The organism is Pseudomonas sp. Ma2-10 (assembly GCF_054330215.1).
This window is the reverse complement of record NZ_JBTEYL010000020.1, coordinates 1-23,779: the sequence shown is the minus strand read 5'-3', so window position 1 is coordinate 23,779 and position 23,779 is coordinate 1. Positions and strand designations below refer to the sequence as shown.

At 59.9% G+C, this 23,779-nt stretch carries 13 protein-coding genes; 9 read left to right on the top strand and 4 right to left on the bottom strand.

The features are described from left to right. Nucleotides 1–77: 77 nt before the first annotated feature. The 6 genes from ACXPVS_RS20535 (at nt 78) to ACXPVS_RS20510 (ending at nt 12,135) form a co-directional block, all read left to right on the top strand. Nucleotides 78–1,394 carry an MdtA/MuxA family multidrug efflux RND transporter periplasmic adaptor subunit gene (locus tag ACXPVS_RS20535; RefSeq protein WP_458511569.1) on the top strand — a complete coding sequence of 439 codons (1,317 nt, stop codon included), beginning with the start codon at nt 78–80 and terminating at the stop codon, nt 1,392–1,394. Beyond that, entirely contained in the window at nt 1,391–4,495 is a 3,105-nt protein-coding gene (locus ACXPVS_RS20530; protein ID WP_458511568.1) for an MdtB/MuxB family multidrug efflux RND transporter permease subunit, read from the top strand. The genes ACXPVS_RS20535 and ACXPVS_RS20530 overlap by 4 nt, the downstream gene beginning before the upstream one ends. Beyond that, nucleotides 4,492–7,599: an efflux RND transporter permease subunit gene (locus ACXPVS_RS20525; protein WP_458511567.1), complete on the top strand. Its 3,108-nt coding sequence runs from the start codon at nt 4,492–4,494 to the stop codon at nt 7,597–7,599. The genes ACXPVS_RS20530 and ACXPVS_RS20525 overlap by 4 nt, the downstream gene beginning before the upstream one ends. After that, the gene (locus tag ACXPVS_RS20520) at nt 7,596–9,095 is read left to right on the top strand and encodes an efflux transporter outer membrane subunit (protein ID WP_458511566.1); all 1,500 of its coding nucleotides are present in this window, start codon (nt 7,596–7,598) and stop codon (nt 9,093–9,095) included. The genes ACXPVS_RS20525 and ACXPVS_RS20520 overlap by 4 nt, the downstream gene beginning before the upstream one ends. A 117-nt stretch (nt 9,096–9,212) precedes the next feature. Further along, nucleotides 9,213–11,294, top strand: a complete 2,082-nt coding sequence (locus ACXPVS_RS20515) for a bifunctional diguanylate cyclase/phosphodiesterase (protein ID WP_458511565.1) — start codon at nt 9,213–9,215, stop codon at nt 11,292–11,294. A 94-nt stretch (nt 11,295–11,388) separates the two neighbouring features. Continuing rightward, on the top strand, nt 11,389–12,135 hold the full coding sequence (locus ACXPVS_RS20510) for an SDR family oxidoreductase (protein ID WP_458511564.1): 747 nt from the start codon (nt 11,389–11,391) through the stop codon (nt 12,133–12,135). 38 nt (nt 12,136–12,173) lie between these two features. On the opposite strand, the gene mapR is transcribed toward ACXPVS_RS20510, so the two are convergent. From mapR to ACXPVS_RS20490, 4 genes are all read right to left on the bottom strand, one after another. After that, nucleotides 12,174–13,583 carry a GntR family transcriptional regulator MpaR gene (gene mapR, locus ACXPVS_RS20505; RefSeq protein WP_458511563.1) on the bottom strand — a complete coding sequence of 470 codons (1,410 nt, stop codon included), beginning with the start codon at nt 13,581–13,583 and terminating at the stop codon, nt 12,174–12,176. An 83-nt stretch (nt 13,584–13,666) separates the two neighbouring features. Continuing rightward, the gene (ccoG, locus tag ACXPVS_RS20500) at nt 13,667–15,097 is read right to left on the bottom strand and encodes a cytochrome c oxidase accessory protein CcoG (protein WP_458511562.1); all 1,431 of its coding nucleotides are present in this window, start codon (nt 15,095–15,097) and stop codon (nt 13,667–13,669) included. A gap of 195 nt (nt 15,098–15,292) precedes the next feature. Next, on the bottom strand, nt 15,293–15,526 hold the full coding sequence (locus tag ACXPVS_RS20495; protein ID WP_458511561.1) for a DUF3203 family protein: 234 nt from the start codon (nt 15,524–15,526) through the stop codon (nt 15,293–15,295). 71 nt (nt 15,527–15,597) lie between these two features. Continuing rightward, on the bottom strand, nt 15,598–15,774 hold the full coding sequence (locus ACXPVS_RS20490) for a hypothetical protein (protein WP_458511560.1): 177 nt from the start codon (nt 15,772–15,774) through the stop codon (nt 15,598–15,600). Nucleotides 15,775–15,990: 216 nt separating this feature from the next. Between ACXPVS_RS20490 and ACXPVS_RS20485 the strand changes: the two genes are divergently transcribed. The 3 genes from ACXPVS_RS20485 to glgB all read left to right on the top strand — a co-directional run bounded on the left by ACXPVS_RS20485 (nt 15,991) and on the right by glgB (nt 23,659). After that, nucleotides 15,991–17,985 carry an alpha-1,4-glucan--maltose-1-phosphate maltosyltransferase gene (locus ACXPVS_RS20485; RefSeq protein ID WP_458511559.1) on the top strand — a complete coding sequence of 665 codons (1,995 nt, stop codon included), beginning with the start codon at nt 15,991–15,993 and terminating at the stop codon, nt 17,983–17,985. 98 nt (nt 17,986–18,083) lie between these two features. Next, the gene (gene treS / locus ACXPVS_RS20480; RefSeq protein WP_458511558.1) at nt 18,084–21,425 is read left to right on the top strand and encodes a maltose alpha-D-glucosyltransferase; all 3,342 of its coding nucleotides are present in this window, start codon (nt 18,084–18,086) and stop codon (nt 21,423–21,425) included. A 2-nt stretch (nt 21,426–21,427) separates the two neighbouring features. Continuing rightward, a complete protein-coding gene (glgB, locus tag ACXPVS_RS20475; RefSeq protein WP_458511557.1) occupies nt 21,428–23,659 on the top strand; it encodes a 1,4-alpha-glucan branching protein GlgB in 2,232 nt (743 codons plus the stop codon). Nucleotides 23,660–23,779: the final 120 nt, after the last annotated feature.

The window sequence follows — 23,779 nt, the reverse complement described above, 5'->3', positions numbered from 1 at the left end:
TTGCCGGTAAAGCCGCTTTGCTTAATGCCCGCCAGTGCTTATCGTTCAGCCTCCTGTAGAAGAAGCCCACGCGCCCAATGGTTGATCATTCCATGCAATCCTCCGTTTCCCGTACTCCCCGTAGCTGGCTGTTTGGCCTGCTTGTCCTGTTGGTCATCGCTGGCCTGTGCTGGACATTCTGGCCCGCCGGCACTGCTCAAAAAGAGGGCGCGGGGCAAAAAGACGTTGCCGGCCATACCGGCAGATCGGGGGGGATGCGTCCGGGGTTCGGCGGGGCGACGGGGCCTGTTCCAGTGCGTGTCGCGCCAGCGGTCAAGGGCGACTTCCCGCTGTACTACAAGGCGCTGGGCACCGTGACGGCGCTGAACACCATTAATGTACGCAGCCGCGTCGGTGGTGAGCTGATGAAAATTTCCTTTGAGGAAGGGAAGATGGTCAAGGCGGGCGAACTGTTGGCTGAAATCGATCCGCGCCCTTACCAGAACGCTTTGCTTCAGGCCGAAGGCACGTTGCTGCAGAACCAGGCACAACTGAAAAACGCCCAGGTCGATGTGGAACGCTATCGCGGCCTGTATCGCGAAGACAGTATCGCCAAGCAGACCCTGGACACCGCCGAAGCGCTAGTGGGTCAGTATCAGGGCACGGTCAAAACCAATCAGGCGGCGGTCAACGACGCCAAACTCAATCTGGAATTCACCAAAATCCGCGCCCCGATTGCCGGGCGTGTGGGCTTGCGTCAGCTGGATGTCGGTAACCTGGTGGCAGCCAACGACACCACCGCACTGGTGATCATCACCCAGACCCAACCGATCAGCGTTGCCTTCACCTTGCCGGAAAACAGCCTGGGCACCGTGCTGGCCCGTTATCGCACCGGCGCCAAACTGCCCGCCGAAGCCTGGGACCGTGGTGACACCCAGTTGCAGGCCACCGGTGTCTTGCAGAGCCTGGACAACCAGATCGACGTTGCCACCGGTACCCTGAAATTCAAGGCTCGTTACGAGAACCGCGATCAGGCGCTGTTCCCGAATCAGTTCGTCAACGTCCACCTGCTGGCCGACACCCTCAAAGACGTGGTGCTCGCCCCTTCGGCAGCGATTCAGTTCGGCACCAACGGCACGTTTGTCTACGCCCTGGATGGGGAAAAGAAAGTCGCGATTCGTCAGTTGAAAGTCGGCGCCAGTGACGGTGAAAACACCGTGATTACCGAAGGTCTGGCCCCAGGGGATCGCGTGGTCCTTGAAGGCACCGACCGCTTGAAGGAAGGCAGCGAAGTGGAAGTGGTCAACGACACCCAGGATGTGCCGACCACCCCGACCGGGCATCTGCAAGGCAAATCGGCCGCTACGGCACCTGACGCGACGACCACCGACAAGGCGAAAAAGGGCGGCGCATGAACATCTCGCGGCTGTTCATCCTTCGCCCGGTAGCCACTACCCTGAGCATGCTGGCCATTATCCTGGCGGGCGTGATCGCCTATCGGCTATTGCCGGTGTCGGCATTGCCTCAGGTCGATTACCCGACCATCCGCGTCATGACGCTGTATCCCGGTGCCAGCCCGGATGTCATGACCAGCGCCGTGACCGCGCCCCTTGAACGTCAATTCGGGCAGATGCCCGGCCTGACCCAGATGGCCTCGACCAGTTCCGGCGGCGCTTCAGTGCTGACCCTGCGTTTCAGCCTCGACATCAACATGGACGTCGCCGAGCAGCAGGTGCAGGCGGCGATCAACGCCGCGACCAATTTGCTGCCCAAGGACCTGCCGGCGCCGCCGGTGTACAACAAGGTCAATCCGGCGGACACCCCGGTGCTGACCCTGGCCATCACCTCAAAAACCATGCTGCTACCCAAGCTCAATGACTTGGTCGACACGCGCATGGCGCAAAAAATCGCCCAGATCAGCGGTGTCGGCATGGTCAGCATTGCTGGCGGCCAGCGTCAGGCGGTGCGGATCAAGGTTAACCCAGAAGCCCTCGCAGCCAATGGCTTGAACCTCTCCGACGTGCGCACCTTGATCGGCGTGTCTAACGTTAACCAGCCCAAGGGCAACTTTGACGGCCCGACCCGGGTTTCGATGCTCGATGCAAACGATCAACTGACCTCGCCCAAGGACTACGCCAATCTGATCCTGACCTACGCCAACGGCGCGGCGTTGCGTCTCAAAGACGTGGCCGAGATCGTCGATGGCGCGGAAAACGAACGGCTGGCGGCGTGGGCCAACGAAAGTCAGGCCGTGCTGCTGAACATCCAGCGTCAGCCTGGCGCCAACGTCATCGAAGTGGTTGACCGGATCAAAGCCCTGCTGCCGAGCATCACCGACAACCTGCCGGCCGGTCTCGAAGTCACCGTGTTGACCGACCGCACCCAGACTATCCGCGCTTCGGTCACCGACGTGCAGCACGAATTGTTGATCGCCATTGCGCTGGTCGTGATGGTGACCTTCCTGTTCCTGCGCCGGGCCAGCGCCACGATCATTCCGTCAGTGGCCGTACCGCTGTCGTTGATCGGCACCTTCGGCGTGATGTACCTCGCGGGGTTTTCGGTCAATAACCTGACCCTGATGGCACTGACCATCGCCACAGGTTTCGTGGTGGACGATGCGATTGTCATGCTGGAGAACATTTCCCGATTTATCGAAGAGGGTGAAAGCCCCCTGAATGCGGCGCTCAAGGGCGCCAAACAGATCGGGTTTACGTTGATCTCCCTGACCCTGTCGTTGATCGCCGTACTGATTCCGCTGCTGTTCATGGCCGACGTGGTAGGGCGATTGTTCCGCGAATTTGCCATCACCCTGGCGGTGGCCATCCTGATTTCTCTTGTCGTCTCCCTGACGCTGACCCCCATGATGTGCGCGCGGCTGCTCAAGCGTGAACCCAAGGAGGAAGAACAGGGTCGTTTCTACCGGGCCAGCGGCGCTGTAATTGATTGGATGATTGCGGCTTACGGGCGCAAGTTAAAGTGGGTTCTCAAGCATCAACCGCTGACCCTGCTGGTGGCCATCGGCACGCTGGCGTTGACCGTATTCCTTTACATGGTGGTGCCCAAGGGCTTCTTTCCGGTGCAGGACACCGGGGTGATTCAGGGGATTTCCGAGGCGCCGCAGTCGATTTCCTTTGCGGCCATGAGTGAACGTCAGCAGGAACTGGCCAAAGTGATCCTGGCAGATCCGGCAGTGGAGAGCTTGTCGTCCTACATCGGTGTCGACGGTGATAACTCGACGCTGAACAGCGGTCGTCTGCTGATCAACCTCAAGTCCCACAGCAATCGCGACCTGAGCGCTACCGAGGTAATTGCACGCCTGCAACCGGAACTGGACAGACTCACCGGTATTCGCCTGTTCATGCAACCGGTGCAGGACCTGACCATCGAAGACCGCGTCAGCCGTACTCAATACCAGTTCAGCATGTCGTCGCCGGACTCCGAGTTGCTCAGCCTGTGGAGTGGTCGTCTGGTGGACGCACTGGCCCAACGGCCAGAGCTGAGCGATGTCGCCAGCGATTTGCAGGACAAGGGCTTGCAGGTCTATCTGGTGATTGACCGCGATGCGGCGTCGCGGGTCGGTGTGTCGGTGTCGAGCATCACCGATGCGTTGTATGACGCCTTTGGTCAGCGGCAGATTTCCACCATATATACCCAGGCCAGCCAATATCGCGTGGTGCTGCAATCGCAGTCCGGCGAGAAGATCGGCCCGGATGCGCTGAATCAGATTCACGTGAAAACCACTGACGGCGGGCAAGTGCGCCTGACGAGTCTGGCGCACATCGAGGAGCGTCAGGCCCAACTGGCGATCTCTCACATTGGTCAGTTCCCGGCGGTGATGATGTCCTTTAACCTCGCGCCTGGCGTGGCGCTGGGGCATGCGGTGGAAATCATCAATCAGGTGCAGAAAGACATCGGCATGCCGATTGGCGTGCAGACCCAGTTCCAGGGCGCCGCCGAGGCATTCCAGGCGTCGCTGTCGAGCACCTTGCTGCTGATTCTGGCGGCGGTGGCGACCATGTACATCGTGCTCGGCGTGCTGTACGAGAGCTACATCCACCCGATCACGATTCTCTCGACCTTGCCCTCGGCGGCGGTCGGTGCCTTGCTGGCGTTGCTGTTGAGCGGTAATGACCTGGGCATGATCGCGATTATCGGCATCATTTTGTTGATCGGTATCGTGAAAAAGAACGCGATCATGATGATCGACTTTGCCCTCGACGCTGAACGCAATCAGGGCATGGACCCGGAAACGGCGATCTATCAGGCCGCGCTGCTGCGTTTCCGGCCAATTCTGATGACCACACTGGCCGCGTTATTCGGCGCGGTGCCACTGATGCTGGCGACCGGCTCCGGCGCGGAACTGCGTCAACCGTTGGGGCTGGTGATGGTGGGCGGCTTGTTGGTGAGTCAGGTGCTGACGCTGTTTACCACGCCGGTCATCTATCTGTATTTCGACCGCCTCGGTCGACGCTGGGGTCGCAAGTCTGAATCCGTGGAAGTGGCAGAACAGCCATGAACCTGTCCGGACCTTTCATCAAACGCCCGGTCGCAACGATGTTGCTGAGCCTGGCGATCCTGCTGCTGGGCGGCGTGAGCTTCGGCCTGTTGCCGGTGGCGCCGTTGCCGCAGATGGACTTCCCGGTGATTGTGGTTCAGGCGAGCCTGCCCGGCGCAAGCCCTGAGGTCATGGCTTCGACCGTGGCCACGCCGCTTGAGCGTTCCTTCGGCGCCATCGCCGGGGTCAACACCATGAGCAGCCGCTCCAGTCAGGGCTCGACCCGGGTGATTTTGCAGTTCGACCTGGACCGCGACATCAACGGCGCGGCGCGGGAAGTGCAGGCGGCAATCAACGCCTCGCGCAATTTGCTGCCGAGCGGGATGCGCAGCATGCCGACCTACAAGAAGGTCAATCCGTCCCAGGCGCCCATCATGGTGCTGTCGCTGACCTCCGACGTGCTGGAAAAAGGCCAGCTCTACGATTTGGCCTCGACGATTCTGTCCCAGAGCCTGTCTCAGGTGCGGGGTGTCGGCGAAGTGCAAATCGGCGGCAGTTCCCTGCCGGCGGTGCGCATCGAACTCGAGCCGCAGGCGCTTAGCCACTACGGCGTGGCCCTGGACGATGTGCGCAACGCCATTGCCAACGCCAACGTGCGCAGGCCAAAGGGGTCGGTCGAAGATGGCCAGCGGTTGTGGCAGGTTCAGGCCAACGATCAACTCGAAAAAGCCAAGGATTACGAGTCGCTGATCATTCACTACGCAGACGGCGCGGCCCTGCGCCTGAAGGACGTGGCCAAGGTCAGCGATGGCGTCGAAGACCGCTACAACAGCGGCTTCTTCAACAACGACGCGGCGGTACTGTTGGTGATCAACCGCCAGGCCGGCGCCAACATCATCGAGACGGTAAACGAAATCAAGGCTCAACTACCGGCGTTGCAGGCGGTGATGCCGGCCAGCGTCAAACTGAACCTGGCGATGGACCGGTCGCCGGTGATCAAGGCGACCTTGCACGAAGCGGAAATGACCCTGCTGATTGCCGTGGCGCTGGTGATTCTGGTGGTGTTCCTGTTCCTCGGTAACTTCCGCGCCTCGTTGATTCCGACCCTTGCGGTGCCCGTGTCTCTGGTTGGCACCTTTGCGGTGATGTACCTCTACGGTTTCTCCCTGAACAACCTGTCGCTGATGGCGCTGATTTTGGCCACCGGGCTGGTGGTGGACGATGCCATTGTGGTGCTGGAGAACATTTCGCGGCACATCGACAAAGGCGTGCCGCCGATGCAGGCCGCGTACCTCGGGGCGCAGGAAGTCGGCTTTACCTTGCTGTCGATGAACGTCTCGCTGGTGGCGGTGTTCCTGTCGATCCTGTTTATGGGCGGGATTGTCCAAAGCCTGTTTCGCGAGTTTTCCATCACGCTGGCGGCGTCCATCGTGGTGTCGCTGGTGGTCTCGCTGACGCTGACACCGATGCTCTGCGCCCGCTGGCTCAAGCCGCATACGCCGGGTGAGGAAAACCGTTTGCAGCGCTGGAGTCAGCGCGCCAACGAGTGGATGGTCGGCAAATACGCCACAAGCCTCGACTGGGTGCTGCGTCATCGGCGGTTGACCTTGCTCAGCCTGATCGTGACAGTCGGCGTGAACATTGCGCTGTATATCATTGTTCCTAAAACATTTATGCCTCAGCAGGACACGGGCCAGTTGATCGGTTTTGTGCGCGGCGACGACGGACTGTCATTCAGCGTGATGCAGCCAAAAATGGAAACCTTCCGCCGTGCCGTGCTCAAGGATGACGCGGTGCAAAGCGTCGCCGGCTTCATCGGCGGCACCAACGGCACCAACAATGCTTTCATGCTGGTGCGGCTGAAACCGATCAAGGAACGCGGCCTGTCTGCGCAAAAGGTCATCGAACGCCTGCGCAAGGAAATGCCCAAGGTCGCCGGTGCGCGGCTGATGCTGATGGCCGATCAGGACCTGCAGTTTGGTGGCGGTCGTGAACAGACCACGTCCCAATATTCCTACATCCTGCAAAGCGCCGACCTTGGCGAGTTGCGTCAGTGGTATCCGAAAGTCGTTACCGCACTCAAGGCTTTGCCGGAGCTGACCGCAATTGACGCCCGCGAAGGGGGCGGCGCTCAACAGGTGACCCTGATCGTTGATCGTGATCAGGCAAAACGCCTGGGCGTCGACATGGACATGGTGACCTCGGTGCTGAACAACGCCTACAGCCAGCGGCAGATTTCGACGATTTACGACAGCCTTAACCAGTATCAGGTGGTCATGGAGGTCAATCCGAAATACGCCCAGGACCCGATCACCCTCAAACAGGTTCAGGTGATCACCGCTGACGGTGCGCGAATTCCGCTCTCGACCATCGCTCATTACGAAAATAGCCTGGAAGACGACCGCGTCAGCCACGAAGGCCAGTTCGCCTCCGAAAGCATTTCCTTCGACATGGCCGAAGGCGTGGCGGTGGAGCAGGGCACCGCGGCCATCGAGCGAGCCATCGCCAGACTGGGTATGCCGGAAGACGTGATCGTGAAAATGGCCGGCACTGCCGACGCTTTTGCCGCGACCCAGAAGAGCCAGCCGTGGATGATTCTTGGGGCGCTGGTGGCGGTGTATCTGGTGCTCGGTGTGCTGTATGAAAGCTACATCCATCCGCTGACGATTCTTTCGACCTTGCCGTCGGCCGGGGTCGGTGCGTTGTTGTCGATTTACGCGCTGGGCGGTGAGTTCAGCCTGATCTCGTTGCTCGGGCTGTTCCTGCTGATCGGCGTAGTGAAGAAGAACGCCATTTTGATGATTGACCTCGCCTTGCAGTTGGAACGGCATCAGGGCATGACGCCGCTGGAATCGATTCGCAGCGCTTGCTTGCAACGTCTTAGGCCGATTCTGATGACCACCCTGGCGGCGATCCTCGGTGCGTTACCGTTGCTGCTGAGCCGCGCCGAAGGTGCGGAAATGCGTCAGCCACTGGGCCTGACCATCATCGGCGGGCTGATTTTCAGCCAGGTGCTGACCCTTTACACCACCCCGGTGGTTTACCTCTATCTCGACAAACTGCGCCATCGATTCAACCACTGGCGTGGGGTGCGTACCGATGCTGCTCTGGAAACTCCGCTATGACTGACCGTTCGCTTATCACTCAGGCTGCACCGCTGGTAACGGCCCGAGGCTCGCGTTTGTTGAGCCTGGCGCTGTGCGTGGCGATGCTCAGCGCCTGCGCCATCGGCCCGGATTACCAGCGCCCGCAAGCGGCTGCACCGGTGCAATACAAGGCGGCGGCGGGTTGGCGTCAGGCCAATCCCAGCGATTCTCTGGCCCGCGGCGCGTGGTGGGAGTTGTATGGCGATCAGCAGCTCAATGGCCTGGTTGAACATCTCAACAGTGCCAACCAGACTGTCGCGCAGTCCGAAGCCCAGTACCGACAGGCCCAGGCCTTGGTGCGCAGTGCCCGTGGCGCGTTTTTTCCGACCGTGGACCTGACCGTCGGAAAAAACCGCTCCAGCCAGGGCACCGGCAGCAGCAGTTCAAGTCTGACCAGCTCTTCCAGTGGCATTCGCGACACTTACACCGCACAGGCCGGAGTCAGTTGGGAGGCTGACGTTTGGGGGAAGCTGCGCCGAGGCCTTGAAGCCGACACCGCCAACGCCGAGGCGAGTTTTGCCGATCTGGCGGCGATGCGCTTGAGTCAGCAGTCGGAACTGGTGCAGAACTACCTGCAATTGCGCGTGATCGACGAGCAGAAACGCCTGCTGGAGGCGACGGTCGAGGCCTATCAGCGCTCGCTGACGATGACTGAAAACCAGTATCGCGCCGGTGTCTCCGGCAAGGATGCTGTGGCGCAGGCCCGGACTCAGCTTAAAAGCACCCAGGCTGACATGGTTGATTTGATCTGGCAGCGCGCCCAATTCGAGAACGCCATTGCCGTACTGATCGGGTTACCGCCGGCCGAGTTCAGCCTGGCTGAAACCCAAAACATCCCTGCGTTGCCCCAGGTGCCCCTGAACTTGCCTTCGCAATTGCTCGAGCGCCGCCCCGACATCGCCTCCGCCGAACGCTCGGTGATGGCCGCCAATGCCAATATTGGCGTGGCCAAGGCGGCCTATTACCCGGACTTCACCCTGAGTCTGAACGGTGGTTACAGCAGCAGCACCTCTTCCAATTGGATCAGCGTGCCAAACCGCTTCTGGTCGGTCGGACCGCAATTGGCCATGACCTTGTTCGACGGCGGTCAGCGCTCTGCGGAAGTTGACCGCAGCGAAGCGGCCTACGACGAAACAGTGGCCAAGTACCGCCAGACCGTGCTCGATGGCTTGCGTGAAGTGGAAAACTATCTGGTGCAGCTTAAGGTTCTGGAAGACGAAGCGGGCGTGCGCCAGGAAGCACTGGAGGCGGCGCGCGAGTCCTTGCGTCTGACCCAAAACCAGTACAAGGCCGGTGTGATCGCTTATCTGGACGTGGTGGTCGTTCAGGCCACAGCGTTGAACAATGAACGCAGCATGCTGAGCCTGTTGCAGAGCCGGTTGATTGCCAGTGTGCAGTTGATCGCGGCGCTGGGCGGTGGCTGGGATGGGGCGTTGCAAGTAAGCGAAAAAACGGTACTTAATGTGAAACCTTAGAATAAACGGTTCATCGACTTGATGGCCTTTTGCTAATTTTGTCAGTGCGTTCTTTTGCGCAATCAGTACAATCGCTCGACTTGCCCTCCGAGAAGGAGGGCTGTCGCGAGAAGTCTCATGCTCATCGGTAACTATTCCCCCACGCTGGTTATCATCTCGCTTTTTGTGGCGATTCTCGCCTCCTATACCACGCTCGACCTGACCGAACGCATCGCTACGGCCAAGGGCCGTGCCGTGTATCTATGGACGGCCGGCGGCGCCTTCGCCATGGGGGTTGGCGTGTGGTCGATGCATTTCATCGGCATGCTCGCGTTCAAATTGCCCATCGACATCGGCTACGACGTCGGCATCACATTGCTCTCACTGTTGATTGCCATCCTGTCCTGCGGCTTTGCCCTGTGGCTGGTCAGCCAGCCCCAATTGCCAGCCTGGCAATTGGCATTCGGCGCGCTGGTCATGGGCAGCGGAATCAGCGCGATGCACTACACCGGCATGGCCGCCATGCGTATGCAGCCGGGTATCGATTACGATCCGACGCTGTTCGGCGCCTCGCTGCTTATCGCCGTAGCCGCCTCGGGCGCCGCGTTGTGGATCGCTTTCCGCCTGCGCCAGCACACGCCTTATGTCAGCCTGATCCGTGGCGGTGCGGCGGTGATCATGGGTTTTGCGATCGTCGGCATGCATTACACCGGCATGGCGGCGGCGCGTTTCCCGGACGGCAGCTTCTGTGGCGCGGCCGCCGGCGGCCTGAACGGTAAGGGCCTGGACAATCTGGTGCTGATCACCACCTTGGCAGTGTTGAGCCTTGCCTTGCTGACCTCGATCCTCGATGCACGCCTTGAGGCTCGCACCGCAGTGCTTGCCCACTCATTGACCGAGGCCAACCGTGAACTGACCCAACTGGCCCTGCATGACACCCTGACCGGTCTGCCGAATCGGGTGTTGCTGGCTGATCGCATCGATCAGGCGATGTCGAAGGTGCGCGAGCAAGGCAGTTGTTTCGCGTTGATGTTCATCGATCTGGACGGTTTCAAACCGGTTAACGATGCCTTCGGTCACCATATGGGTGATCTGTTGTTGCGTGAGGTCGGTCTGCGCTTGCGCGAAGATTTGCGCAGCCAGGACACCCTGGCACGGATCGGCGGTGACGAGTTCGTATTGCTGGTGCAACTCGGCGAGCAGGATGATGCATTGAGCCTGGCAGCCCGTCAGGTCGGGTTGATCGCGCGTTCGTTCCGGGTCGCCGAACATGATTTGCAGATTTCCGCCAGTATCGGCATCGCGATTTATCCGGGTAACGGTGAAACCGCCGAAGAGTTGTTGATGAACGCCGACGCGGCGATGTATCACGCCAAGGGCGCGGGGAAAAACGGCTATAGCTTCTTCGATGCCTCGATGAACAACAACGCGCGCAAACAGCTGCAACTGTTGCAGGACCTGCGTCTCGCCCTCGATCAGCAGCAGTTCAGTCTCTATTACCAACCCAAGTTCGATGCCAACAATGGCCGGCCGGTCGGTGCCGAGGCGTTGCTGCGCTGGATGCATCCGACCCAGGGCATGTTGCTGCCGGACAAGTTCATCGAACTGGCGGAAAAGACCGGGCTGATCATTCCGATTGGCGAATGGGTGCTCAACGAAGCCTGCCGTCAGATGCGCGAGTGGTACGTGCTCGGGTACACCAACTGGCGCATCGCGGTGAACCTTTCTGCCCTGCAGTTCTGCCACACAGGCCTGGTCCAGAGCGTCGCCCAGGCCTTGGCCACTCACCATTTGCCGGCCAACAGCCTGACCCTCGAGATCACAGAAACCACTGCCATGAGCGATGCCGATGCGAGCATGACGGTGCTTCAGGAGCTTTCGACAATGGGTGTCGACCTATCGATCGACGACTTTGGCACCGGCTATTCGAGCCTGATGTACCTCAAGCGCCTGCCGGCTAACGAACTGAAAATCGACCGGGGTTTTGTCCGCGACCTGGAGCATGACAGCGATGACGCCGCCATCGTTTCCGCCATCGTGGCCCTCGGTCAGGCGCTAGGGTTGCGGATCGTCGCCGAGGGGGTGGAGACCGATTCGCAGCAAGACTTTCTGACGCAACTCGGTTGTGATTCGCTGCAGGGTTATCTGCTCGGGCACCCGTTGCCGGCCGAACGCTTCATGGTAGATATTCTGCACGCAGAGCAATTGGCGGTGAGTTGAGAGCACTGTGATTGATGTGAGCCCATGCAAAAGCCAGTGATGACGGTTATTCTTGCCCCCGACTGCTAACGCTTGGAAATGGGGGGAATTTCGCATGGACAAAGTCATCGTCATCACTGGCGGCAGCCGCGGTATCGGCGCCGCCACAGCCCTGTTGGCCGCCGAACAAGGCTATCGGATCTGCATCAATTACCTGGCCGACGAATCCGCTGCGCAAACTGTGCTGGAACAGGTCCGCGCCCTCGGTGCCCAAGCCATCGCGGTGCGCGCTGACGTCAGCATCGAAGATGAAGTGATTGCGCTGTTCCATCGCGTGGACACTGAGTTGGGCCGGGTCACGGCATTGGTGAACAACGCCGGCACCGTCGGACATAAATCCCGGATCGATGAAATGTCTGAATTCCGTATTCTCAAAATCCTCAGAACCAACGTCCTGGCGCCGATCCTCTGCGCGAAACACGCGATCCTGCGCATGTCGCCCAAGCATGGTGGGCAGGGTGGCAGCATCGTTAACGTGTCTTCGGTAGCCTCACGCCTGGGCGCGCCAAGCGAATACGTCGACTACGCCGCCTCCAAAGGTGCGCTCGATACCTTTACCATCGGCCTGTCCAAAGAAGTGGCCGGCGAAGGCATCCGCGTCAACGCCGTGCGCCCCGGTTACATCTACACCGATTTCCATGCGTTGAGCGGTGACCCGGATCGGGTCAGCAAGCTGGAGTCGGCGATTCCGATGGCTCGGGGCGGACGGGCGGAAGAAGTGGCCGAGGCGATTGTGTGGTTACTGTCGGACAAGGCGTCCTATGCGACCGGGACATTCGTCGACCTCGGCGGCGGGCGTTAATCCTTCAGCGTTGCTCGTTCCCAGGGGGGAACAATCCTTCAGAACGAACGCACAATCCGGCCCAACGTCTCCATCGCCTGCTCGGCTGTCTCATCCCAGGGGCTGCCGTAATTCAGCCGGATACAATTTCTGAAGCGCCGGGTCGGTGAAAAAATCGGGCCGGGCGCAATGCTGATCCCTTGCGCCAACGCCATCTGAAACAACTTCAGCGAATCCATCTGCGGTGGCAACTCCAGCCAAAGGAAGTAACCGCCGGCCGGTTGGCTGACGCGGGTTTGTGCCGGGAAGTAGCGCGCGATAGCGGCGAGCATCGCGCTTTGCTGCTCTTCCAGGGCGTAACGCAGTTTTCGCAAGTGCCGGTCATAGCCGCCGTGTTGCAGGTAATCGGCAATGGCTGCCTGGGCAGGCATCGACGCACACAGCGACGTCATGAGTTTCAGCCGCTCGATCTTCTGCGCATAACGCCCGGCGGCGACCCAGCCGATGCGGTAGCCGGGGGCCAGGCTTTTGGCGAACGAACCGCAATGCATCACCAGCCCTTCGGTATCAAAAGACTTGGCCGGTTTGGGCGCTTGTTGGCCGTAATACAACTCTGCGTAGACATCGTCCTCGATCAACGGCACTTGATGGCTGCGCAATAGCTCAACCAGTTCCTGCTTCTTCGCCTCGGGCATCGTCGCGCCCATCGGGTTCTGGAAACTGGTCATGCACCAGACAGCCTTGATCGGGTGCCGTGCCAGGGTTTTCGCGAGTACGCCAAGGTCGATGCCATCGCGCGGATGCACAGGAATTTCCACGGCTTTGAGTTTCAGCCGCTCCAGAATTTGCAGGCAGGCGTAGAACGCCGGGGCTTCGATGGCCACCAGATCGCCGGGCTCGGTGACTGCTTGCAGGCACAGGTTCAGCGCTTCCAGCGCGCCGTTGGTGATCAGCAGTTCTTCGATGGGTAGCATCAGCCCGCCGACCATGTAGCGCAGGGCGATTTGCCGGCGGAGCTGCGGGTTGCCCGGCGACATGTCGGTGACGACCATGCGTGGGTCCATCTCTCGCGCGGCGCTGGCCAGGGAGCGCGACAGGCGCTGCAGCGGGAACAGGGTCGGGCTGGGGAAGGCCGAGCCGAAGGGCACGGTGTTTGGGTCCTTGATCGAGTCGAGGACCGAGAACACCAGTTCGCTGACGTCGACCTCGGTGGACTCGTTGACCTGGCTGCTGATCACCGGCTCCGAGAACGGGCTCGGTGCGTGTGCGTTGACGAAGTAGCCGGAACGCGGGCGAGCGCGAATCAGGCCGCGGCGTTCGAGCAGGTAGTAGGCCTGGAACACCGTGGACGGGCTGACCCCGTAGGTCTGGCTGGCGTAGCGCACCGATGGCACGCGCTGGCCGGGGCCGAGAACACCGGAGCGGATCAGCTCAGCGATGTCGTCGGCGAATTTTTCGTAGCGCTTCATCTAAGTCCCGCCATCGAATGGGTTCAATTAGCTGTTGTGGCGAGGGGCCAGCCCCTCGCCATAGGGCACCGCAGTTTAAGGGATCAACGATTCATCGGCGCCACAAACCGACTCTTCGCCACGCTATAAATCTGCGCTTCATCGCTGTCGACAATCTTGAAGCTGAGCGTCTGCGAACTGCTGCTCGGTCGTTCCGTGGTCATTGCCACCGACACCGGCACATCCACAATCTCGCCCGGCGCCAGGCTCAATTCGGTCTTGCCTTGAAGCAGGAAGCCTTCGCCATCGACCAGGGCCAGACGGTAATCCTGACGTTGCTGGGTCTTGTTAATGACTTTCAGGCTGTAGATGTTTTCGATCTGCCCCTGACTGTTCTCGCGGAACAGGCCACGATCCTTGCTCACGTCCAGCGAGACCATCGGCCGCTCCACCAGCGCCAGGGCAAACGCACCGATCATCACCAACAGCACCGCGGTGTAACCGATCAACCGTGGCCGCAACAGGTGAGCCTTGCCACCTTGCAACTGATGCTCCGAGGTATAACTGATCAGCCCGCGGGCGTAGCCCATTTTGTCCATGATCGAATCACAGGCGTCGATACACGCGGCGCAGCCGATGCATTCCATCTGCAGGCCGTCGCGGATGTCGATGCCGGTCGGGCAGACTTGCACGCACAACTGGCAGTCGATGCAATCACCGAGGCCGACTTCAGCCGGCGCCGCGTCACGTTTGCGCGGACCACGGTTTTCACCACGGGCGACGTCATAGGAGATGGTCAGGGTGTCTTTGTCGAACATCACGCTCTGGAACCGCGCATACGGACACATGTGCATGCACACCGCTTCACGTAGCCAACCGGCGTTGATGTATGTCGCGCCGGTAAAGAACAGCACCCAGAACAGGCTGACGCCGCCCATCTGCAAGGTCAGCAGTTCTTCGGCCAGTGGCCGGATCGGGGTGAAGTAGCCAACAAAGGTCAGGCCGGTCAACAGGCTGATGGCCAACCACAAGGTGTGTTTGGCCGAGCGGCGGATCAGTTTGTTCAGGCCCCAGGGTGCGGCTTGCAGTTTGATCCGCTGGTTACGTTCGCCTTCGGTGAGCTTCTCGCACCACATGAAGATCCAGGTCCAGGAACTCTGTGGGCAGGTGTAACCGCACCAGACTCGCCCGGCGAACACGGTGATCGCAAACAGACCGAATGCGGCGATGATCAGCAGCGCCGACAGCAGGATGAAATCCTGCGGCCAGAAGGTTGCGCCGAAAATGTGGAATTTGCTTTCGCAAAGGTCCCAGAGCACCGCCTGGCGCCCGCCCCAGTTCAACCACACCGTGGCGAAGAACAGCAAAAACAAAAAAACCGCGCCGCTCATGCGCAGGGTGCGGAATACACCGGTGAAACTGCGGGTGTGAATCAGGTTGTCGCTGGACTTGGCCTTCATCTTTGGACGCGAAGGCTCGTAGCTTTGCACTAGCGGTGCACTTTCAACACTTCGGACGGGGATTCTATCGCTCATGGTCTTTCGCTCATCAGCCTCCATCAGGCCTGAGCACTATGAGCGGCGATCTGTTTGCATAACAGACTCACCTATTGCAATAAAAAGCGGATCAGATGGGCGTTGATCCGCGGCCTGCGACAAGTTGATGCACCTGCTGCTGGGGGGCGCAGACACCCATAACAAGCGTCTGCGGGTGTTGTTGATCCGGGTCAGTCAAATCACCGAATCACTGTCGGTGGCCTTCAAATGCTTACGCCCGTCGACTGCGCCTGCTACGGTCAATGCGTCGGCTTCTGCTTCGGTAATGTAGACGCGCTGGTCATTGAGCTCCACCGCCGACATGGCTTTTTCCGAGTCGGTAATGATGGTGACGTCGGGACACAAACGAATTTCCTCGCCGTTTTCGAGGGTAAAAAAGCAGGTCTGGTTTTCGATGCGCACCGTCATGGAGGTGTCCTTTTTTCTGGGGGTTCTAAAGTGTTAGGGCACCGTCGAGGATCATCGTTCTGTGTAACCGATTAATGGTCGTCGCAGACCACCGTTGTAGCGACCACCGGCGGTGTGGTTTGCGCAGGCTCCTCCCGGGGAGGCGGGGTAGTGCCGGGCGGGTCTTGCTCAGGCACCGGCGCAGGCTCGGTCGGCGCCGGGCTGTCGATGTTTGGATCCGGTGTTTCGGCAGGGATTGGAATGCTCATAAATTCAACCTCCAGTGGCACATGGCGTAAGTCGTGCTTAAGTGTGTTGACCACGGTGTAAAGGAATTGATTCCCGCGAAGGCCCAGGCAAATCCCCGTGAACTTTTACCGGCGCCGGTCGCTCGGAACCTAAGTGAGTTCATTGCGGGGCGGACAGTCTTACGCAATGAATATCAGGTACAAGAGCGTCCATGGGGCGTAAAGGAGAGATGCTCGATGACTGCTGAAAAACCCACAGAGCTTAACTACAACCCTCATATGGCGCTGTCGCAGGCGTTACTGCTACCGCGCATCGCCATCGAAAACACCATGCCGACCCTCGATGGTGGGCAGTTCGCCGTCAAAGCAGTGGTGGGTCAGGACGTGGTGGTGACCAGCAAAGTGTTCGCCGACGGTCACGACACGTTGGCCGTGCGAGTGCGCTGGCACGCCGAAGGTGACGAGGCCTGGCAAAGCGAAGTCATGACCGACTTGGGCAATAACGGTTGGCAGGGCCAGTTCCGGGTCGCGCGCCAGGGCCGTTATGTGTTTTGCATCGAAGCCTGGATCGATCAGTTCGCCAGCTTCTGTTATGAGCTGGAGAAAAAACACGCAGCCAGGGTGCCGGTCCACCTGGAGTTGCAGGAGGGGCGAACGCTGGTCCAGCAAGCCGCCGAACGCACCGAAGGGCCGCTGAGTGAACAACTGGCGGAGCTGCACCGTGAATTGTCGAGCCTGCTCGAAATCGAGCAGGTCGAGCTGTTTGTGCACCAGCGTAGCGCCGAGTTGATGACGCAGGCCAATCATCGTGTTTATTTGAGCATCAGCCCTGAGTACCCGCTCGACGTCGAACGGGACCTGGCTCAGTTTGCCAGTTGGTATGAACTGTTTCCGCGCTCGATCACTGACGATCCGGCCCGTCATGGCACCTTCAACGATGTGCATTCGCGACTGCCGATGATCCAGGACATGGGCTTCGATGTGCTGTATTTCCCGCCGATCCACCCGATCGGCCGCAGTTACCGCAAAGGCCCGAACAACGCCCTGACCGCCGGGCCGGATGATCCAGGCAGTCCGTATGCCATTGGCAGCGAAGAGGGTGGGCATGAAACCCTTCATTCGGAGCTGGGCAGTCGCGAAGACTTCCGGCGTCTTGTCGCGGCAGCCGCTGACCATGGGCTGGAAATCGCCCTCGACTTCGCGATTCAGTGTTCCCAGGATCACCCATGGCTGCAGCAGCATCCGGGCTGGTTCAACTGGCGGCCGGACGGCACGATCAAATACGCCGAGAACCCGCCGAAAAAATACCAGGACATTGTCAACGTCGATTTCTATGCCACCGATGCGATTCCGAGTCTTTGGGTCGAGTTGCGCGACATCGTGGTGGGTTGGGTCGAGGAGGGCGTAAAGCTGTTTCGCGTCGACAACCCTCACACCAAGCCGCTGCCATTCTGGCAATGGCTGATTGCTGATGTGCGAGCGCTGTACCCAGAGGTGATCTTCCTGGCCGAAGCCTTCACCACCCCGGCAATGATGGCGCGGTTGGGCAAGGTCGGTTACTCCCAGAGCTACACCTACTTCACCTGGCGCAACAGCAAGTCCGAGCTGGCCACCTATTTCACTGAGCTCAACGCGTCACCGTGGCGTGAATGCTTCCGGCCGAACTTCTTCGTCAACACACCGGACATCAACCCGGCGTTTTTGCATGAGTCGGGCCGCGCCGGTTTTCTGATCCGCGCGGCGCTGGCCACCATGGGCTCCGGCCTGTGGGGCATGTATTCAGGCTTTGAACTGTGCGAAGCGGCACCGGTGCCGGGCAAGGAGGAGTACCTCAATTCCGAGAAGTACGAAATCCGCCCACGGGACTTCAACGCACCGGGCAACATCATTGCCGAGATCGCCCAACTCAACCGCATCCGCCGGCAAAACCCGGCGTTGCAGACGCATCTGGGCTTGAAGGTCTACAACGCCTGGAACGACAACATTCTGTATTTCGGCAAACGCAGCGCGGATGGCAGCAATTTCATTCTGGTGGCCGTCAGCCTTGATCCGCATAACGTCCAGGAAGCGAGTTTCGAATTGCCGCTGTGGGAAATGGGCTTGCCCGACGATGCCAGCACCCAGGGCGAAGACTTGATGAGTGGTCATCGCTGGACCTGGCACGGCAAGTACCAATTTATGCGGATCGACCCGGAGCATCAGCCGTTCGGGATCTGGCGAATTACTGTGTAAACGCAGGACCTGTGGACGCGAGCTTGCCCCCACAAGTAACCATCGCGTTTGAGGCAGGCGCTCGGCTCTGCGACTTTCGAATTAAACAGGAGTTTCAAATGGCGAAGAAACCCAAGGCAGCCACCTTTATCAAGGACCCGCTCTGGTACAAGGATGCGGTCATCTATCAGGTTCACGTTAAGTCTTTTTTCGACTCCAACAATGACGGCATCGGCGACTTTCCTGGTCTTATCGCCAAACTCGATTACATTGCCGATCTGGGCGTCAACACCATCTGGCTGTTGCCGTTCTATCCCTCGCCACGGCGCGATGACGGCTACGACATTGCCGAATACCGTGGCGTGCATTCTGATTACGGCACCATGGCAGACGCCAAACGTTTCATCTCGGAAGCCCACAAACGTGGCCTTCGGGTCATTACCGAACTGGTCATCAACCACACCTCGGACCAGCACGCCTGGTTTCAGCGTGCGCGCAAAGCCAAACCCGGTTCGGCGGCGCGGGACTTTTACGTCTGGTCGGATGACGATCAAAAGTACGACGGCACTCGAATCATTTTTCTCGACACCGAAAAGTCCAACTGGACCTGGGACCCGGTGGCCGGCCAGTACTTCTGGCATCGCTTCTATTCCCACCAGCCAGACCTGAATTTCGATAACCCGCAAGTCATGAAAGCCGTGCTGTCGGTGATGCGCTACTGGCTGGACATGGGCATTGACGGTCTGCGTCTGGACGCGATTCCGTATCTGATCGAACGCGACGGCACCAACAACGAAAACCTGCCCGAGACCCACGATATCCTCAAGCAGATCCGTGCCGAAATCGACGCCAATTACCCGGACCGCATGCTGCTGGCCGAGGCCAACCAATGGCCGGAAGACACGCAGCTGTACTTCGGCGACACCGACGCCATAGGCCTGAACGGCGACGAATGTCACATGGCGTTCCATTTTCCGCTGATGCCGCGCATGTACATGGCACTGGCCCAGGAAGACCGTTTCCCGATCACCGACATTCTGCGCCAGACCCCGGAGATCCCGGCCAACTGTCAGTGGGCGATTTTCCTGCGCAACCACGATGAGCTGACCCTGGAAATGGTCACCGACAAGGAACGCGATTACCTGTGGAATTACTATGCGGCTGACCGTCGGGCGCGGATCAACCTCGGCATTCGCCGCCGCTTGGCGCCATTGATGGAGGGCGACCGTCGTCGTGTGGAGTTACTGAACAGTTTGCTGCTCTCTATGCCTGGCACGCCAACCCTGTATTACGGCGATGAAATCGGCATGGGTGACAACATCTACCTCGGCGACCGTGACGGCGTGCGCACGCCCATGCAGTGGTCGATTGACCGTAACGGCGGTTTCTCCCGCGCCGACCCGGCCAGCCTGGTGTTGCCACCGATTATGGACCCGCAATACGGTTACCTGTCGGTCAACGTTGAAACCCAGGCTGGCGACCCGCATTCACTGCTGAACTGGACCCGGCGTATGCTCGCTGTGCGCAAGCAGTCCAAGGCCTTCGGTCGCGGCACACTGAAAATGCTGTCGCCGAGCAACCGGCGGATCCTGGCCTACACCCGGGAATTCACCGGGCCGGACGGCAAGCACGAAATCATCTTGTGCGTGGCCAACGTGTCCCGTAGCGCGCAAGCGGCGGAGCTGGACCTCTCGGCCTACGTCGGCATGGTGCCGGTGGAGATGCTCGGCGGTAACGCCTTCCCGCCTATTGGTCAGCTGAATTTCCTGCTGACCCTGGCCCCGTACGGCTTCTATTGGTTCGTATTGGCGGCGGAGAACCAGATGCCGAGCTGGCACGTGGAACCGGCTCAAAGCCTGCCGGACTTCACCACGCTGGTGCTGAAAAAACGCATGGAAGAACTGCTCGAAGCACCGTCCTGCGGGACGCTGGAGCAGGGCATCTTGCCGAGCTGGCTACAGAATCGGCGCTGGTTTGCCGGCAAGGACGCGGCCATCGAACAGGTCAACATCGCTTACGGTGTGCGCTTCGGCGATCCGCTGCATCCCGTGCTGTTGAGTGAAATCGACGTCACCAGCGGCGGCCAGACCAGCCGTTATCAGTTGCCATTCGGGTTCATCTCCGAAGATCAGGTGGGTGCCGCGTTGCCTCAGCAACTGGCGTTGTCTCGGGTTCGGCGCGTGCGTCAGGTCGGCTTGATCACCGATGCCTTCAGCCTCGACACCTTTGTGCATGCGGTATTGCAAGGCATGCAAAGTAGTACCGTATTGCCATCCACGGCGGGCGATATCTGCTTCGAACCGACGTCGGAGCTGGCGAAACTCGGTCTGACCGGGGAATCACACGTGCGTTATCTGTCCGCCGAGCAGTCCAACAGTTCGGTGGTGATCGGCAACAGCCTGGTGTTGAAACTGATCCGCAAGATCGCGTCTGGCGTGCACCCGGAACTGGAAATGAGCGCGTTCCTGACCCTCGCCGGTTTCCGCAACATCTCGCCGCTGCTGGGTTCGGTCGTTCGCCGCGATCCGGCGGGCGAGGAAAGTCTGCTGATGATTGCCCAAGGCTATTTGAGCAATCAGGGTGACGCCTGGGAATGGACCCAGAACAACCTCGAACGGGCTCTGCGCGACGAACTGGCCGACGCCATGTCCGAGCAAGAGCAACACTACAACGCCTTGGGTGAGCTGAGAGACTTCGCCGGCATGCTCGGTCAGCGTCTTGGTGAAATGCATCAGCTGCTGGCGGCGCCCAGCGACAACCCCGACTTCGCCCCGAACGTCACCACCCAGAAAGATGCCCTGGCCTGCGCCAAGGACGTGGTGGCGCAACTGGAGCACGCGCTGAAGTTGCTCAAACAGCATCAAAGCGAATTGAACCCGGCAGACAAAGCCTTGGTCGCTCGTTTACTGGACAACAAAAAAGCCATCCTCAGTCATGTTCAGGCGTTGGGCAAAAAAGCCGTTGGTGGTCTGCGCATTCGCGTCCACGGCGACTTGCACCTGGGCCAGGTGCTGGTGATCAAGGGCGATGCTTACTTGATCGACTTCGAAGGCGAACCGGCGCGGCCGCTGCATGAGCGACGGGGCAAACACAGCCCGTACAAAGACGTCAGTGGCGTATTGCGTTCCTTTGACTACGCTGCGGCGATGGCGATCAATGTGCACAACGTCGATAACTCGGCCGATGCCAAAGCCGCTCGTCAACGTGTCGCTGATCGCTATTTAAATGAAGCAAGACAAGCATTTGTCGACGCCTATCGGCTGGCGGCAGCTAGTCTTGCTCATGCATGGCAAGATCCGGAAGGCGAGGACGCCGCACTGGCGTTGTTCGGCCTGGAGAAGGCAGCGTATGAAGTGGCCTATGAGGCAGAAAATCGCCCCACATGGTTGCCCGTGCCGTTGCACGGCTTGTATGGGTTATTGAGTGGGCTTAAACCCTTTTCCGATCTTGGTGGAGAGTAGTCATGAGTTTCTCGAAAAAGGAACAGGGTCACGCTAAAGAAGTGTTGCTGCCCAGATCGCGGGACATCGACGCGCTGGTACGCGCCGAACATCACGACCCCTTTGCAATTCTCGGCCCCCACGACGACGGTGCCGGCGGGCAATTCATTCGGGCTTATTTGCCGGACGCCTTGAGCGTGCAGGTACTGGCCAAGGACTCCGGGGAGGAACTCGGCAACCTTGAGGCCACCCAGACGCCAGGTCTGTTCGTCGGGCACTTCGATCGGGCGCAGCCGTATCTGCTGCAAATCCGGTGGGCCGGCGGCGAACAGATTTCCGAGGACCCTTACAGCTTTGGCCCGTTGCTCGGCGAGATGGACTTGTACCTGTTCGCCGAAGGCAATCACCGCGATCTCAGCGCTTGCCTGGGTGCGCAGTTGAAGGCGGTCGACGGTGTCGATGGCGTGCGATTCGCCGTATGGGCACCTAATGCCAAAAGGGTGTCGGTGGTGGGTGACTTCAACAACTGGGACGGTCGCCGGCACCCGATGCGCTTGCGTCATCCTACGGGTGTATGGGAAATTTTCGTCCCGCGCATGCACGCAGGGGAAACGTACAAATACGAAATCCTTGGCAGCCACGGCATTCTGCCGCTCAAGGCCGACCCGATGGCGCTGGCCACCTCGCTGCCGCCGGACACCGCATCAAAAGTCGCTTCGCCGCTGAGCATCGATTGGCAGGATCAGGAGTGGATGCAATCCCGGGGCGACCGTCATCGGGCGAGTGCGCCGCTGTCGATCTACGAGCTGCATGCCGGATCCTGGCAATGTGAGTTGGACGATTTGGGCGAAGTTGCGCGCCTGTACACCTGGCACGAACTGGCCGAGCGGCTGATTCCTTACGTGAAGGATCTGGGCTTTACCCACATCGAGCTGATGCCGATCATGGAACATCCGTTCGGCGGTTCCTGGGGCTATCAGTTGCTGTCGCAATTCGCCCCAAGTGCCCGCTACGGTACGCCGGATGACTTCGCCGCGTTCATCAATGCCTGCCACCAGGCCGACATCGGCGTGATCCTCGACTGGGTGCCGGCCCATTTTCCGACCGATACCCACGGTCTGGCGCAATTCGACGGCACTGCGCTGTACGAATACGGCAACCCGCAGGAAGGCTTCCATCAGGACTGGGACACGCTGATCTACAACCTTGGTCGCACCGAAGTACACGGTTACATGCTGGCCTCGGCGCTTCACTGGCTCAAACATTTCCACGTCGACGGTCTGCGGGTCGATGCCGTGGCTTCGATGCTGTATCGCGACTACTCGCGCAAGGCCGGCGAATGGGTGCCAAACCGTCACGGCGGTCGGGAAAACCTCGAAGCCATCGACTTCCTGCGCCATCTCAATGACGTGGTCAACCTCGAAGCCCCTGGCGCGCTGGTGATTGCCGAAGAATCCACCGCATGGCCGGGTGTCAGCCAGGGCACGCAACAGGGCGGACTGGGCTTTGACTACAAATGGAACATGGGTTGGATGCACGATTCGTTGCACTACATCCAGCAGGACCCGGTGTACCGCGCTCATCATCACAACGAGCTGAGCTTCGGCCTGGTGTATGCCTGGTCCGAGCGCTTCATCCTGCCGATCTCCCACGACGAGGTGGTACACGGCAAGCACTCGTTGATAGACAAGATGCCCGGCGACCGCTGGCAGAAATTTGCCAACTTGCGCGCCTATCTCAGTTTCATGTGGGCACATCCGGGCAAAAAGCTGTTGTTCATGGGCTGCGAATTTGGTCAGTGGCGTGAGTGGAACCACGATCAACAACTCGACTGGTACTTGCTGCAGTACTCGGAACACAAAGGTGTGCAGAAACTCGTCGGCGATCTTAATCGGCTGTATCGCGAAGAGCCGGCGCTGCATGATCAGGACGACGCGCCGCAAGGCTTCCAATGGTTGATTGGTGATGATGCAGTCAACAGCGTCTACGCCTTCATGCGCTGGAGCAGGGACGGCCGGCCGGTGTTGGTGGTGGCTAACTTCACGCCGGTGCCGCGTGAGGGTTATCGCATCGGCGTACCGTTTGCCGGGCGTTGGAGCGAGGTGATCAACAGCGATGCGGCCACTTACGCCGGTTCGAACTATGGCAACAGCGGCGGGGCGTTTACCGAGGAGGAACCGAGCCATGGCCAGGCGCTTTCGTTGGCATTGAACCTGCCGCCGCTGGCGGTGTTGATGCTGCGTCCGGAGGGTTAGGCTTCTGATCGTTCCCACTGCGTGAACTGACCCCCAAAGGTTGGACACAACCTTTGAGGGTGTCATGGGTAAGTACACAGAGCGGGCAAAACTCGCAGCCGTGCAAAGCTATTGTTCCGG

Coding starts and splice junctions, on each gene's coding strand:
- ccoG (WP_458511562.1), bottom strand. CDS start 15,097: ATGAGCGATAGAATCCCCGTCCGAAGTGTTGAAAGTGCACCGCTAGTG.
- ACXPVS_RS20525 (WP_458511567.1), top strand. CDS start 4,492: ATGAACCTGTCCGGACCTTTCATCAAACGCCCGGTCGCAACGATGTTG.
- ACXPVS_RS20510 (WP_458511564.1), top strand. CDS start 11,389: ATGGACAAAGTCATCGTCATCACTGGCGGCAGCCGCGGTATCGGCGCC.
- ACXPVS_RS20520 (WP_458511566.1), top strand. CDS start 7,596: ATGACTGACCGTTCGCTTATCACTCAGGCTGCACCGCTGGTAACGGCC.
- ACXPVS_RS20515 (WP_458511565.1), top strand. CDS start 9,213: ATGCTCATCGGTAACTATTCCCCCACGCTGGTTATCATCTCGCTTTTT.
- ACXPVS_RS20535 (WP_458511569.1), top strand. CDS start 78: ATGGTTGATCATTCCATGCAATCCTCCGTTTCCCGTACTCCCCGTAGC.
- treS (WP_458511558.1), top strand. CDS start 18,084: ATGGCGAAGAAACCCAAGGCAGCCACCTTTATCAAGGACCCGCTCTGG.
- ACXPVS_RS20530 (WP_458511568.1), top strand. CDS start 1,391: ATGAACATCTCGCGGCTGTTCATCCTTCGCCCGGTAGCCACTACCCTG.
- mapR (WP_458511563.1), bottom strand. CDS start 13,583: ATGAAGCGCTACGAAAAATTCGCCGACGACATCGCTGAGCTGATCCGC.
- ACXPVS_RS20490 (WP_458511560.1), bottom strand. CDS start 15,774: ATGAGCATTCCAATCCCTGCCGAAACACCGGATCCAAACATCGACAGC.
- ACXPVS_RS20495 (WP_458511561.1), bottom strand. CDS start 15,526: ATGACGGTGCGCATCGAAAACCAGACCTGCTTTTTTACCCTCGAAAAC.
- ACXPVS_RS20485 (WP_458511559.1), top strand. CDS start 15,991: ATGACTGCTGAAAAACCCACAGAGCTTAACTACAACCCTCATATGGCG.
- glgB (WP_458511557.1), top strand. CDS start 21,428: ATGAGTTTCTCGAAAAAGGAACAGGGTCACGCTAAAGAAGTGTTGCTG.